Source organism: Trichocoleus sp. FACHB-591, from assembly GCF_014695845.1.
GTDB lineage: Bacteria > Cyanobacteriota > Cyanobacteriia > FACHB-46 > FACHB-46 > Trichocoleus.
This window is the reverse complement of the sequence record NZ_JACJPA010000060.1, coordinates 1-15,152: the sequence shown is the minus strand read 5'-3', so window position 1 is coordinate 15,152 and position 15,152 is coordinate 1. Positions and strand designations below refer to the sequence as shown.

Here is a 15,152-nt window from a genome sequence, read left to right as displayed (position 1 = left end):
CGACTCACCTACCGCTCTCAAAAAGCGAAGCAGAAGCTCCAAGCGGTTTAGTTGCAGATCCAGAGGGCAAGGAGTGACTTAATCAACATCCCTTTCTATTTCCGATAAGGTTTACTGCTTCAAGAGCATTACTATTTATTGTTTTTCTAAAGTGACAGAAGAGGGTTAGCTGGGAATTGGTCGCCATCTAGCAAACTGCTCATCCGCAAACAGAGCGAAGGTTGAGAATAAATCTGTGGATTTTGCCGAGGTCTCATATCGATAACTATCGTTACCAACAGCAGGCAAATCATTGTCGTTATTATAACGTTAAGCCATTCTAGTGCAAGGAAGTGGAGATGGAACACTAGTAAGATGCTAGACAGGTCCTGGAACAAACTGCCTCTGCTACTAAGTTTAATTCTGTTGATCAATGGTACCTTGGTGACCTCAGTGTTAGCCAAGACGCCAGTGGTCAGCCAAACTCCGACTCTAGAGCCACGATTGGCTCAAACCTCTTTCCCTCCACCGGACATTCTAGAGCCACCCTCTCAGACCGTTCCTACCCCGGAAACCCCTGCACCTCTTTTGCCGCCACCCGAAGAGTTGCTGCCGCCCCCTACTGCTGCTCCTGAAGGGACACAACCGCAACTTCTACCCGATAACGTGCCTGCCACCATTACTGTAGAGCGCTTCAAAGTCGAGGGAAGTACCGTCTTTAGTCCAGCAGAGTTGGCTGCGGTAACACAACCGTTCACTCAGCGCCCTATTTCTCTCGTAGAGCTGTTTCAGGCACGTTCAGCCGTGACGCAACTGTATGTTGATCGCGGTTACATCACTTCTGGCGCTTACATTCCACCCCAGCAATTACGTGATGGCGTGGTCAAGATCCAAGTCGTCGAAGGAACGTTAGAAGAGATCGCAATCACTGGAACCCAGCGGTTAAAACCCACCTATGTGAGGAATCGGTTGGGGATCGCTACAAAGCAACCCCTGAACCGCGATCGCCTGCTTGAAGCGCTACAACTATTGCAACTCAACCCGCTGATCGAGAACCTCTCAGCCGAATTATCTGCGGGAACGAGACCAGGGCAGAGCATCCTAGAAATCCGGGTGAGTGAAGCAGAAACTTTTAATACCCAGGTGATGCTAGACAATGGGCGATCGCCTAGTGTGGGAACATTTCGGCGGCGCTTGCAACTCAGCGAAGCCAATCTATTAGGGCTAGGTGACGGTCTCAGTGCCGCTTACAGCAACACAGCTGGCAGCAACTCCCTCGATACCAGCTACATCTTGCCCCTGAATGCCCGCAATGGCACCCTCAACTTCGCTTATGGCAGCTCCTCTAGCCAGGTAATCGAAGAACCGTTTGACCAGCTCGATATTGATGCCAACTCTCGCTATTATGAACTGACCCTGCGCCAACCTTTGGTGGAGACGCCTCGTGAAGAATTTGCCATTGGCTTAACCGCCAGTCGCCGCGAAAGCCAAGCCTCCTTACTCGGTGGAGATATTCCCTTTCCCGCTTTAGGAGCCGATGAGCAAGGGAAAACCCGAATTTCGGCCTTACGATTTTTTCAGGAGTGGACACGACGCAGTGACCGAGAAGTGCTGGCAGCGCGATCGCAATTTAGTCTCGGTCTGGATGCGTTAGATGCTACGATTAGCGACACTGGACCCGATAGCCGCTTTTTTACTTGGCGAGGCCAAGGACAATGGGTCAGGCTGCTGGCTCCTGATACGCTGTTGTTACTGCGAACGGATGTGCAACTGGCTGACCGACCCCTAGTGCCGTTGGAGCAGTTTGGTTTAGGTGGGCAAGAAACGGTGCGGGGCTATCGTCAGGATCTTCTGCTCGCTGACAATGGGGTGTTTGCCTCGGCAGAGATGCGCTTACCCATTGCCCAGATTCGTCGGTGGGATAGTGTTCTGCAACTCATCCCCTTTGTGGACTTTGGCACGGCTTGGAATCGGGGCGATCGCGAGGAGCCTGACCCAGACACTCTAGCGTCAGTTGGGTTAGGGCTACGTTGGCAAACGGGCGATTGCCTTACCGCTCGATTCGATTGGGGAATTCCTCTAGTCTCGGTAGATGCGAGCAAAGACACCTGGCAAGAAAATGGGCTCTATTTCTCCATCATTTACAATCCGTTTTGAAACAGTAGTAAACATTTGATTAACAAGTAATTGAGTTAGGCTAGTATCATCCCAGGCTTGATCTAGCAAAAGCCTTGAGTCAGACGGCTCAATATCTTTGATATCTATGCATCCTCGCGAAGGCATTACAGAGATCTTTTCAACGTTTGTCCAGTTTGAGGCAGATCATTTCAGTCATTGGGCTGTAGAGCCCAAATTGCATCGGAGTATGCGGCGCTGCTTAGAGCAATCATTTAAAGCACCTAGCTCAGAGGCTTTTTGGGCGCTCTACTGGTACAAACTTTGGCAGGATTCGTCTCCTCAGTTAGCAACTTTGCATCTATCTGCTTACTTGCAAGAGACTGGTTACTGGACAGCTCTACAAGCAATCAAAAAATTTACCAATCCTCGCTACACTTTGGCAGATTACTTTCAAATGGCGATCGCTGAAGTTGAGACAGTGTTGCAAGACTTCAAACCAGAAAAAGGAGCGAGTCTTAAAACTTATGCAGCAATGGCATTTTCTAGTTTGCTCACCAGTAGCCTACGTCAACGCCACGAAGTAGATATTTGTAGCAATTGGAGTTTGTTGCGCAAAATCAGCAAAAAGCGGTTAGTGGAAGCCTTACAACAAGCGGGTCTAGCCCCTACCACCATTGCTCAATATCGACTGGCTTGGATCTGTTTTAACCAGATTTATGTTCAAGCTGTATTGGGAGAAAAACTACCTCCACCGAATCGCTCAGTGTGGGAGGCGATCGCCAAACTCTACAATACCGAACGCCACCATCAACTCACTTCATTGAGTTCAGATTGCCAGCCAGAAATGCTAGAGCGCTGGCTCACCAACTGTGCAGGTTGGGTACGGGCTTATCTCTACCCTCCTATCAATTCGCTCAATGCCCTCAAGCCCAATTGGGAATTGGGAGAAGTGCAAGATGATTTGCCCGATCTTCACTCTGAGTCTTTGTTGTCTGAGCTCGTGGCTCAAGAGGAGATGCAAACCCGCCGCTCTCAACGCTCTCATCTGCATCAGGCGTTAATAGCTGCCTTAGCGCAGCTTGATAGTCAATCTCGTAAAATTTTGCATCTCTATTACAGTGAGTCATGGACTCAGCAGCAAATTATGCAAGAGTGTGCTATGAGTCAAGCTTCCGTTTCACGCCGATTGACGAAGGCGAGAGAATCCCTGTTGACGGCGCTAGTGCAGTGGAGCCAGGAGAAACTGCATAGTTCACCCACTTCAATTCAAATAAAAGATATGAGCATGGCTCTAGAGGAGTGGCTGAAAATGATGAAAGGGGGATAAGACCGTGTTTGTATTTGCGAAGCCAACAGAGTGGTGGCTAGAGGTATCATCAACCGTTGAGGTAGAGTCTTGGCAGCGAAGTCAGCAGCACTCCACATTTGCTAGTCGTTGGTCTGCTTACCTCAATCAGGTCTGTCTCCAAGTTCTATTAGCCTGGATACGAGCTGAGTACGACTCAAAGGTAACGACTTGGCTGGATTCCCTGGTACATCCAGCTATCTGGGAGGTGGTCAATGGTAGTGCCATCACAATTGGTTCGACGCGGCTAGTCTTGATTCCAGCAGAAACCATGGATGATGCTGAGCTGGAAGTGCCTCAAGAGTGGGTTGATATTCCAAGTTGGGTCGCAGATTACTATCTAGCAGTTCAGGTAAAATTGGACGCTCAATCGTCAGATCGGTGGGTGCGATTTTGGGGTTACACGACGCATCAGGCACTTAAAAGCGAAGGCCATTATGACCCAGACGATCGCACCTACTGCATGGAAGCTCGCCAGCTCACCCAAGATTTAAGTACTTTATGGGTGACTCTGCAATTTTGCTCAGAACAGACTAGGGCTGCGATCGCCCCCCTATCAGTGTTAAACCCCATTCAAGCTGAGAATTTGATCCAACGACTAGGAAATTCTGCGATCGCTTTTCCTCGGTTGATGGTGCCCTTTACCCTATGGGGAGCCTTAATGGAAAATCCTGCCTGGCGACAGCAACTGTATCAACAGCGATCGCAAAATCAGGAAGCGTCTGCTCCAAGGCAGATCTCTCTTAGCCAGTGGCTCCAAGGCCAACTCAGCATAGGTTGGCAGACCCTAGAAACTTTGCTAGGAGTAGCACCCGAAGCCGTTGCGGTGAGTTTGCGCTCTCGCCCCAATTCTGAGTTGGTAGAGACAGTGCGAGTCATTGAACTAGAATCAGCCACACCTCCTCAGTCGGTTCTATTACTCATGGCACTGAAGGCAGAGGTAGATGGAAGAATTGGTATTCTGGTTCAACTTCATCCTGGGGCAGGGCAAACTTATGTACCTGCGAATCTGATTCTATTGTTACTTTCTGATACAGGGGAGTCGCTTCAATCGGTTCAAGCGGATGATCAAGATAACTACATTCAACTGAAACGGTTCAAATGTTCTCCAGACACGCAATTCAGATTGCAAGTGGTCCTGGATGGGTACAGCGTTACGGAAGATTTTGTAGTTTGACCCAAGATAATTACTCATCTACCGTCGGTATCCAATGTCACGGCTCGTAGTTCTGAAGTTAGGGCATGGCAATTGGCAACAGGGCTTGCCAATTGTGATTGCGCAGGTATGGGAGACCGAAGGCGCTACACCCATGCAGTTAACTGGCAGTTTACCATCAGCTCCAGAACTAGCAAAGATTTATCAACAATGGCGATCGCTTTACGAAGCCTTTTACCATCCCCTTTGTGGGCATCATGCTTCTACTCGTAGTGGGATTGAAATTGAGGAAGAAGGAGTCACTCATGTTTCTAGGGCCAAGTTTGATCAGCTATCTCAGCAACTCAAGCATCAGTTAGATGACTGGCTCAATGCCAGCTCTTTTAGCAAAGTTGAACGCCGACTGCGGACCAAACTATCACCCTTAGATGAAATTCGCATCATTGTTGAGACCGATGATCGACAGTTGCGACGCTTTCCCTGGCATCTCTGGAGCTTCTTTGATGATTATCCGCAGGCAGAAGTGGCGCTGAGTGCTCCGGAGTACAAACAAGTTTCTTTCAGCCGCCTAGCCTCAGCAAATCAGGTCAGAATCTTGGCAGTTTTAGGGAACAGCCAAGGCATAGACATTCAGCAAGACCGCATCTTATTAGAGCAACTGCCTTATGTAGAAACTACATTTCTGGTAGAACCCCAGCGTCAAGCCCTAGATCAACAGCTTTGGGATCAGCAAGGTTGGGATATTTTCTTCTTTGCGGGGCACAGCACTAGCCAGCCAGATGGGGAATTAGGCGAGATGGTGCTGAACCAAACGGATAGCCTCACGATCGCCCATCTCAAGAATGCTTTAACTGCGGCGATCGCTCGTGGGCTCAAAATTGCGATTTTTAACTCCTGTGACGGCTTGGGATTAGCCCGTGATATGGCAGATCTGAACATTCCGCAATTAGTCGTAATGCGGGAGCCCGTGCCCGATCGCGTAGCACAGGAGTTTTTAAAGCAGCTACTTACAGCTTTCTCTTCAGGTCGTTCATTCTATCAAGCAGTGCGAGAAGCCCGAGAAAAGCTCCAAGGTCTAGAAGATGATTATCCTTGTGCTTCCTGGCTTCCAGTGATTTGCCAAAATCCAGCCGAGATTCCCATTGATTGGCAGAGCTTGTTAGGAAAAGCGAGTCCTGCGATCGATGAATCTTTGAAGCCAGAGGTTTTTACCACAAAGGAAACTGGGCGATCGCGGAGTTGGAAAAGCCTGCAAATTGGCCTGGCTACGAATCTCTTGATAACTACGATCGTCATGGGCGTTCGATTTCTAGGAGCCTTGCAGGGCATAGAACTGAAAGCCTTTGATGCTCTAATGCGCCAACGGCCTGCTGAAGGCACCGATCCCCGAATTCTAGTGGTGGAGGTCACCCAGGAAGACACCAATCAACATGGCTATCCACTTAAAGACCACACATTAGCAACCCTAATTGAAAAGCTAGAGCAGCACAGTCCTCGGGCGATCGGCATTGACATGCATCGTCACCAACCTCAGGGGCAAGGTCGAGCAGGTTTAATCGCTCAGTTTCAAAAATATCCCAACCTGTTTACGGTCTGTTCGTTTGGTTCTCAAGACATCAATCGGGCTCCTCCAGAGGAGTTTTCTGAAGCCCAACAAATCAGCCAGATGGGATTTAGTGATTTAGTTCTTGATGATCAGGATGTAATTCGGCGACAACTTCTCTCCTATGATCCCAGCCTGGCAACTTCTCCCTCAGCTTGCTCCATACCTTACAGCCTCGGCTTCCAATTAGCCTTCCGTTTTCTTTATACCGCAGGAATTCAACCTCTAAATGTGAATGCAAATCAAGAATGGCAATTTGGCTCTGTGACCTTCAAACGACTCTCAACTCATTTCGGTGGTTACCAAAATTTGAACGGTCTCAGCAGTGAAGTTCTCATTAATTACCGATCTGATCTCCCTGGTCAACGTGTGACGCTGAATCAAGTGTTACAGGGGTCAATGAACCGGAATGTCGTCAAAGATCGTATCGTTTTAGTTGGCATTACTGCGCCAATTGGTAGGGATACACTGAATACTCCCTATGGAAAAATGGCTGGTGTGTGGATTCATGCTCACATGGTCAGCCAGATGCTGAGTGCCGTTCTCGATGGCCGACCCCTGATTTGGACCTTGCCGCAGTGGAGCGGTTGGCAGTGGGGAGATATGCTTTGGGTATTAGTTTGGTCTTTTCTGGGTAGCCTACTAGCCTGGTGGATTCGCTCATTGTGGCTACTGGGTTTTATGAATGTTGTCGTCGTCTTCATTCTCTATCAAGTTTGCCTGGCAATCTTGATTCAAGGTGGCTGGATGCCCCTCATTCCCTCTCTTTTATCTTTATTGCTAACTAGTGGTGTGACAAAAGCTTTGCTCATAGATATCAGGAGGCAAGCATGATTTTTCCTATCGACAGTCCTAGGTCACCGAAACAGCGATTACAGAAATTATTGATGATTCCGACTTTAGTTCTAGGGTTGACGGCTATGTCCGCCTATTCCGTTATGGCGCAGTTGCCTCCGTCCGTGCCCCGGACACCACCCCCAAATAAAACAGATGTGGGGGGAGGATTGAATAATACTTATGCTTGTGGCACGGTTCAGGAGCACATGGTAGCTTTATTACCCAAAGAAAATCCTGTGACTACTATTTCAGCCCATCCTAAGATTTTACTCTATATTCCCTATCACTCAGAGGAGGTTATTTTAGCAGAATTCTCGGTTTTGGTGGGACCAGAAGAGATCACTCGGCTCTACAAAACTCAGTTCAAGCTGCCTGAGACACCAGGAATTACTAGCATTGGCTTACCGACAACGCTCCAATCTGCGCTTGAGGAAGGTAAATTTTATCACTGGTATGTTAAGCTTTATTGTCAAGGAAACCATGAACCTTTAACCGTTGACGGCTGGGTGCAGCGAGTAGCAGCAACACCAGAACGAAAGCAACAAATCGAGGCCATAACTCCAAACGTTTGGTATGATTCGATCGCGCGACTCAGCGATCGCCTCCGCAGTAATCCCCAAAACAGTGAACTCAGAACTCGGTGGCGCAATTTAATGACCCTAATTGACGCAGAAAACCTAGTTCAAAAACCCATTGTAGGCCCCATTCAACTCCAGCAAAATCAGGCAGGATCAGAGCCAATTGCCCACTAAAATATAGGACGCCCACACATAGGGAGTGCTATATCCCTGTTCAATCAAATGTAATTGAGCTTGCCGCAGGGCTTGGGCTCTTGTGGTCTTGGGATTCAGTAATGCCTGGTAGAGCTGTACCATGAGTTGAGTAGTCGGTAGGTCCTGCGCTTCCCAGAGCGTAGATACGACACTGCGAGTGCCTGCCTGTACCGCAATGCCAGCCAATCCTAAAACAGCGCGATTGTCTCCCTGAGCGGTGGAGCAAGCACTGAGGATGAGTAGCTCAATAGGTTTCAGTTCACGAGCACGACTCAATTGAATTAGACGACCAATATCTCCACCAGTGATTAATTCACGATAAGCCACAATAAAGGTTTCTTCAGGATCAGAACTAAAAATACCGTGGGTTTTAAAGTGAATGACTGAAAAACGGCCTGCTTTAAGTCGTCGCTCCAAATTTTCTTCCGTGAACGCCTCATTTAATAAAGGCTGTTGTGCCTTTACGAGTTTTCGGATGCCTTCCAATTCAGGGGTTAAATTCTCAATTTTAGGAAACGTTCTGTTTCTCAGCGTTTGCGGCTCTCCAATTCCTCCTAGCAGCACATCCAGATTTCTGGGCCGTGGCTTCGGTCTAAACAGTTCCAGCCTAGGCGCTACAGCAATGGCATACCTCGTGATCAAATACTGGTTGCCATCATAAAGAGCAGCCATTGGAATGTTTCGCAGTTCGGCATCCGGAACAAAGACCAAGGTTTGAATTTGGTTGTTTTGCTTCAGAACCGATTCAAAAGGAGCAATCAACCATTGATAGACGACTTGCAGTTCTGCGATCGCCTCTGGGGTACGGTCTGGCTCACTCAAATCTTGCCGTAGAGTTTGTAACCAAGATCTTGTTGCTGAACGAGGTTGTAGAACTTCGTGATACACCAGTGGTTGTTTGGGATCGGGAAACTCTAGGACAACCGCTAGCCGATTTTCTAGCAGCATTGGATAAATTTTGGCAGCGGTCGGATCAATCTCAATATCGCTAATCGCTACCGTCTCAGCTAAATTACAGCCTAGGAAGTTTTCTAATTCGGCTAATTGGAGGGCATCCACTTGATGGATGGCTTGCCTAAGGCGGTCTTGGCTCGGCTGCTCTCCCTGCTTGGCAGTTAGCAATAGCTCCACAAACTCTCGATAAACAGGTTCGACATCATCTCGAAATGAAAACTGAATATTGGGATCGATAAGCAGGAGATCATTACGAATGGTTTCTAGCGACTCAACCGCTTCACGATAAGATGCGATCGCTCCCTGCGAATCTCTCTGCTTGGCCAGCAACCGCCCTAACTGCCATTCCCAGCGGTATCGCACCTCAGCCGCTTGGGCGGACTCTGCCTTTAAGAGAGCTTGCTGCGTCAAGTTTTGCGCTTCTGACCATTGTCCTGTCTGCTCATACAGCTCACCCAGTTGCCCCAACCCATAGGACTCGGCGATCGGATCATTGAGGCTACGGGCCTGTTGAATCGCTGTAGCTAAGAGGGGAGCCACCTGCTTCTCGGCTCCTGCATGGTTCAAATGCAGCAGGCTTTTAGCATAATTAAGCTCGGCATCAATCGTGGTGCGGCTGAGAGGTAGATTGGCTAGCTCAGCAGTGATGACAGGGATCAATGCCGTGGGCTGCTGTCCCATCTCAACCTGAAGGCTGAACTGATTAAGATGAGCTTGGAGTTCTGTAATCGGTAAAGTAGTGGCTTCTGTGGCCTGTTGGTAAAAGGTGATCGCGGTTTGGGTATGTTGTTGGGCTTCATCGGTCTTACCAATCGCGATCGCCTTATTTGCCAATGCCCGCTCCGTATTGCCCAGTTCTAGTAACGTAGAGCTCTTGGTTGCCGTTAAATTAGTACCATCAATTACCTGGAGACTCTCTTGTAATGCTGACCGAGCCTCCTCTAACTTACCGACTCGCCTCAAAGCCGTACCAAGGCTGCGTAAACCTGTTGTTTTGAGTTCCAAACTGGGCTGTTGCTGCACCATCAGTCGCACAGTTTCCAATTGGGTTTCGGCTTGAATATTAAATCCCAAAGATTTAAGGGCGTTGGCTTGGTTAATTAAGCCAATAACTGTACCTGTGTGATCGCCAGCTTGCTTGTACGCAACAGTTGCGTGTTGCCAAGTCTCAACTGCATCTTGCAACTCTCCTCGCGACCACTGCAAGCGTCCTTGAGTGTTAAGAGCTTTTGCTAAAACTTCTAGATATAAAGCGTCACTTTGTTTCTCCTGCCGAAGAATGGCTAAACTCTGAGCCACAGCTTCTTCAGCTTCCTGCCAGCGACCCAGTTGTTGATAGGCCAAAGACAAATTGCTCAATACTAAAGCTTCATTCAAGCGATCGCTCTGAGACTTAAATCGCCCGAGTGCTTGCTGCCAACTCTCTAATGCTGCTGTAAACTGACCTGCCTCATAGCGATCGATCCCCTGCTTTAAAGAAGCGTGAGCATTGGGGGATTGAGCAATGATTTCAGTAACAGGTGCGATCGGTGGTTGAACCGATAACGCTGGAACGCCTAGAACAAATCCTAACCTGAGGAGAGCACAGAGCAGAATGGGTAGGAGATGACGCGATCGCCAGCGTTTAGAACTAAAAATCAACCTTTTTCTTCTGCGATATTCCATATCCGACCTCCTGTTGAGGCGATCGCTAGTGGAGGTTGCAACGACTTTGAGATTCTGTACCAGGAGCTTCCGCTACCAGCAGCATAGTTCCCTCCTGACTCATAACCCATCCTTGAGCCTCTACAATTGACTCAGGAGATCTTGGATTGGAGGCAGAAGGAGCATTTTTTTCTATGAAAGCACTTGCTTGTCTAGGGACCCGCACATCATCCAAGACATCGCTATTACTCAGAGCATCGTAGGGAGTTGGCGGCAAACCACCTCGGCCCGTATTGAAAAATTCAGTACTCGCTTGCCTGCCTGTAACTTGGCAGCCCTGAGCTAAGTCAGAGGTAACAAGAGTTGGAGACGGCAATTCAGCTGGTACTGCAAACTCAGTAATAACGGCACCAGGCTCACCAAACTCAGAACTAGCATCAATATCACTGGTAGCATTACCTTCGACTGACTTCCGCTCTTGCAGGCCCATAATATCAGTGGCTCGAATAAAGATGACCCCTCCTGCACCTTCAAAAGCCTTAGCAACGATGTCATTTCCATTACCTACCTCAGCATCGGTAGCTGCAATGACATGACCATTAGGAGCATCAATAATAATGTTGCCTCCACTGGTGTTGTTTAATGCCTCGGCTGAAATTAAGCTCTGATTTTGCATCTGCAATAAATCTAAACCTCGGAGCACAATATTTGCTCCACCTTCTCCTGCGGTTTTAGCTGTCAACCGTCCTTGGTTCAAAACGATAGAGTCAGCATTAATGACTAAGTTGCCTGCTCGCCTACCAAAATTTCTTACTGATATTTCGGCTTGCTCATCAACAGTCAGCTTTTGAGTTGTAATATCCAGTGCTCCTGCATCGCCTGTAGCTTCCGGTTCAGCTGAAGCAAAAATACCACTTTTACCTACATCTTTAGTTGCTCCCAATGCCTCTCCATTCAACCTAATAGAGTCTGAGGCATTAATCGTTACTCTACCTCCATTCCCTCCACTAAAGGTAGCGCTGGAAATTTGGCCACCCTTTGTAGCTGTAAAACGTTCGGTATTGATGGTTATGTCACCTGCATTGCCTGCGTTAGCGATCGCTCCCGTCCCAACCTGGGTAAAGACACCACTAGTCACTGGAGCACCACCAATTTTTACAGGCTGAGCATTTAGATCCAGAAGCGAGCCAGTCAGTTCTATAACTGGTGCTTCTATCTTGATATCTCCCGCTCTACCTAATCCAAACGTGGACGCATCTATACGTGATCCATTTTGAACTAATAATTTTATTGTCCTCAGAGTTAAGTTTCCACCATTTCCAGTAACGTTTCCACAGTTTGGATTAGTTGGACAAACTTGAGAGGATATAGTGGTCTGGTTAGGAGAGCTAGTTAGCGTAATAGAATTTGCAGCATTAATCTCTATATCTCCCGCATTACCTACATTCTGGGTAAAAGTTTGTATGGACGAACCTCCGCTTAGAGCAACAGAGTCAGTAGCATTGATTGTTAGGGCCCCTCCTGCTTCAGGACCCAAAGTAGTAGAGGAAATTCTTGAGCCTTCGGAGAGAATAATTTTTCTACCCTGCAATTGAACTGCACCTCCTCTTCTGATTGAACTATTAGCCAGACCATTAACATTGATACGAGCAACTTGAGATAACTGAATATCCTCAAAGCCTTGAACACTTGTATAGTCGAAGGTAAAGCCTGTATTCACCACTTTTAAAGCTACTAAGTCAGGACTGGAGACACTACCTAGCTCAACTCTGCCTCCGGCTGCTCTGATGTTTTTTCCAGTTAAGGAAACACGCCCCCCAAGCAAAGCCACAGTTTTACCAGGCATAACCTCTAAAACAAAGGTTTGTTGCCCCTGAGCCTCGCCACGAATTTCTTTTGGGTCTAATCCAAACTGTAAACCAATAGGAGTGCTAATTGCCAATAAAGAGGGAAACTGAGGATGAGTAGCACCAAAATCACTCCCATCCGAAAATAGAAAACTGCTAGCAGTACTAGCAACAAATGAGCCCTGAATCCTTAAGCGAGCATTAGGCCCAAAAATAATGCCGTTAGGATTGAGCAAAAATAGATTTGCCACACTCTTGTTTTCTATGCTGAGGGTCCCTCGAATGTCAGAAGGATGAGTTCCTGTGACGCGACTAAGAATATTTTCGACTTCCAGAGGAATTTCAGAAAACTGAACTATTTGATTATTCCCAACATTAAATTCTTTAAAGCTGTGAAATAAATTGCCCCCTCTGCGAGTACCTCCTGTAATACTACATGTGGTGCTGCAAGGTTCTACATTGGTTGTAGTTGTACCATCTGGTTCTACTTGTGCTAAAACCGAGTGAAACAACATTAAATAAGAGAAAAAAACTCCAGTGCCTATTAGGAGACTACACAACTTCATGGGTGCCTCCAAAAATTTAAGTGATATGCCTTAAGAACTAAACCTTGAGTAAAAATCAAGAAGAGTTTCAAATGCTTTCATTAAGCTTGTAGTTAATAAGAACATAAGCCTAAGAAATCACACATCTATAACCCTCCTTATCTACTACTTATACCTGCTCTTTTAATGACGGGTGGCTTTTCTTAATAAATCCTCGTATTCGCTGATGCATCAGAACTGCTGTATAGAAAAAGACTGAACTTAATAATCCAACTACCGAGCTTGCTTCTGGAACTTCCAATGTAGGCTTAGAGACAAAATTGAAGTTAGGGTCGAAGAAGGTGTTAAAACTAGTTTGATTTAGCAATGAAACGGCAATAGGAAACGTTGATGAACTAGTTCTTGCTTGAAGAAATAAAGTTAAAAATGACAAATCATTGAGAGGATCAGGGCTAGTGGGTGGGACTAGGAAAGCTAATCTGAGGGAAAATTTAGAGCCTTCGCTCAACAAGGTGGAATCATACCTTGTCCCACCAATCAATCCTTCAGGATCACCAGAAAAATCATCAAACTTGAAACGATCAAAGTTTATCTTCGGCTCTAAATCTGCAAAGTCATCAACCGACTTGATTCGAGAAGCTATCAGATTGCTAGGTTTAAAGGGAATAGTGAGTCCTGCCTCAGGGCAATTAAAAGCTTGTTCTATACAAATATATCTAGCTTGCTGAATAGCTTTAGGAAACAAAAATGTACTGGAGTTTTGTTTCACGCCTTCAACAGAAGTGTTCAAGATAAATCTAAACCTAGTTTCGTCAGCATTAGGAGATCCAGAAAAACTAGGGCAAGGATCTTCTACAATACATCCCACAGGTTCTATTACCTGGGACAGAGCTGGTAGTGGAGCAGCTGAATAAGCAAACGGTGTAAGAGTTATAGCTGTTAATATACTCTTCCATAAAATTCCTTTTGCATTAAGTGAGTTATACAGTCTCATCATGATTAGCATCCCTACCTTTAAATCTAGGTTTTAGAAATGTCACTGTCGAATGAAAACTATAAGTAATTAGTTAAATTTTTCAGTGAGTGGCTGATGATTTATAGAATATTCAAGATAAGCCGAAACTAAATAGAGTTTGCTATAGCTTTATAAGAAAAACACAATTTATTAAAGAGCTTCATAGTAAGAATATATTATAGCCAGCAAATTAAGTATATGTACTGAATTGCTATGACCAGATCTAGGATTAAAAGCTAGCGATCGCACAATCGATTAGAGGCAGCGATCGCTAGCGTAAGGACTTAAATGAAGGCAGCGATCGGACAACCTATAGCGCCAAATATCGTGCAGCCAAGGGAGAGCAAGCGATCGCCGTTACAGTGTATGGAATAAAGGTAGCGATCGCTCAACTGATGAGAGAAGAGCGATCGCCATTACAATTACACTGAAGTGAATAAAGAGCAACGATCGCTCCATTGATGAGAGAGCTGTAAACCCAATTACTAGTGAAGTAAATAGGGAGTATCAACTGTACAATTGATCTAAGAAGAGCGATCGCATACAGCCATCAGTAAGATCTTCAGCAGTTAAGACCCTTCTACACCTTCTAAGTGCACTAGCTAAAGTACGGAGACCCAACATGATATTTTATTAGTTTCATCAACTTGTATCAATTCTTGAAATTCGGGCTAAAAACTTCAAGAATTGCATAACCATCAAAAGTTCAATTTCTGCGGGTCGATTCCCCGCTGCTCTGCGGCGTAAAATGCAGAGATGAGTGAGTACATCCACAAAAGCCATAACGTCACGGTTTTGCTATACCATCTTGTCTTTCCAGCTAAGTATCGTCGGGCGGTGTTCGATGAACAAGTTGATGCAGTCTTGCAAGAGGTGTGCTTAGAGATTGAAAAGCGCTATGAGATCAAGTTCGTGGAAATCGGGGTAGACAAAGACCATGTGCATTTTCTCGTGCAGTCGGTGCCAAGCTACAGTGTGACGAAACTGGTGACGATGCTCAAAAGCTTGACGGCACGTGAGGTGTTCAAGCGATGCCCTCAGGTGAAACGACAGCTATGGGGTGGAGAGTTTTGGAGTGATGGCTACTTTGCCAGCACAGTCGGCAAACATGGTAATGAAAGCATGATTGCCAAATACGTTAAAGCTCAGGGCAACGACTATCTTCAGCTACATAGAGATGAGCAATTGACTCTTTTTTGATGCTGATACCCCGTCCGCTTGCGGCGGGGTAGTTCATTTGTGCCGGACATGTGTACACGCTAGGAGGTGAAAGTCCTCTCCCAACCTGATGGAGGTGAAGGGTAGTGAAGCGCAAGGGCGTTATCGCGAGGTAAGG

General features: G+C 46.7%; 9 protein-coding genes. 6 read left to right on the top strand and 3 right to left on the bottom strand.

Annotated features, from left to right (window positions below):
• The first annotated feature begins 354 nt into the window (after positions 1-354).
• The 5 genes from H6F90_RS11760 (at position 355) to H6F90_RS11740 (ending at position 7,790) form a co-directional block, all read left to right on the top strand.
• Entirely contained in the window at positions 355-2,136 is a 1,782-nt protein-coding gene (locus H6F90_RS11760) for a ShlB/FhaC/HecB family hemolysin secretion/activation protein (protein WP_190552659.1), read from the top strand.
• Positions 2,137-2,242: 106 nt separating this feature from the next.
• Positions 2,243-3,424 carry a sigma-70 family RNA polymerase sigma factor gene (locus tag H6F90_RS11755; protein WP_190552658.1) on the top strand — a complete coding sequence of 394 codons (1,182 nt, stop codon included), beginning with the start codon at positions 2,243-2,245 and terminating at the stop codon, positions 3,422-3,424.
• 4 nt (positions 3,425-3,428) lie between these two features.
• The gene (locus tag H6F90_RS11750; RefSeq protein ID WP_190552657.1) at positions 3,429-4,619 is read left to right on the top strand and encodes a DUF1822 family protein; all 1,191 of its coding nucleotides are present in this window, start codon (positions 3,429-3,431) and stop codon (positions 4,617-4,619) included.
• A gap of 34 nt (positions 4,620-4,653) precedes the next feature.
• On the top strand, positions 4,654-7,035 hold the full coding sequence (locus H6F90_RS11745; RefSeq protein WP_190552656.1) for a CHASE2 domain-containing protein: 2,382 nt from the start codon (positions 4,654-4,656) through the stop codon (positions 7,033-7,035).
• Positions 7,032-7,790, top strand: a complete 759-nt coding sequence (locus tag H6F90_RS11740) for a DUF928 domain-containing protein (RefSeq protein ID WP_190552655.1) — start codon at positions 7,032-7,034, stop codon at positions 7,788-7,790. The genes H6F90_RS11745 and H6F90_RS11740 overlap by 4 nt, the downstream gene beginning before the upstream one ends.
• Here H6F90_RS11740 and H6F90_RS11735 read toward each other — a convergent pair.
• From H6F90_RS11735 to H6F90_RS11725, 3 genes are all read right to left on the bottom strand, one after another.
• Positions 7,770-10,430, bottom strand: a complete 2,661-nt coding sequence (locus H6F90_RS11735; RefSeq protein ID WP_190552654.1) for a CHAT domain-containing protein — start codon at positions 10,428-10,430, stop codon at positions 7,770-7,772. The genes H6F90_RS11740 and H6F90_RS11735 overlap by 21 nt on opposite strands.
• Positions 10,431-10,455: 25 nt before the next feature.
• Positions 10,456-12,822 (bottom strand): filamentous hemagglutinin N-terminal domain-containing protein, encoded by a 2,367-nt coding sequence (locus H6F90_RS11730; RefSeq protein ID WP_190552653.1) that lies wholly within the window; start codon positions 12,820-12,822, stop codon positions 10,456-10,458.
• A gap of 148 nt (positions 12,823-12,970) precedes the next feature.
• The gene (locus H6F90_RS11725) at positions 12,971-13,798 is read right to left on the bottom strand and encodes a hypothetical protein (protein ID WP_190552652.1); all 828 of its coding nucleotides are present in this window, start codon (positions 13,796-13,798) and stop codon (positions 12,971-12,973) included.
• A 774-nt stretch (positions 13,799-14,572) separates the two neighbouring features.
• On the opposite strand from H6F90_RS11725, the gene tnpA reads away from it, so the two are divergent.
• A complete protein-coding gene (gene tnpA, locus H6F90_RS11720; protein WP_190552651.1) occupies positions 14,573-15,016 on the top strand; it encodes an IS200/IS605 family transposase in 444 nt (147 codons plus the stop codon).
• Positions 15,017-15,152: the final 136 nt, after the last annotated feature.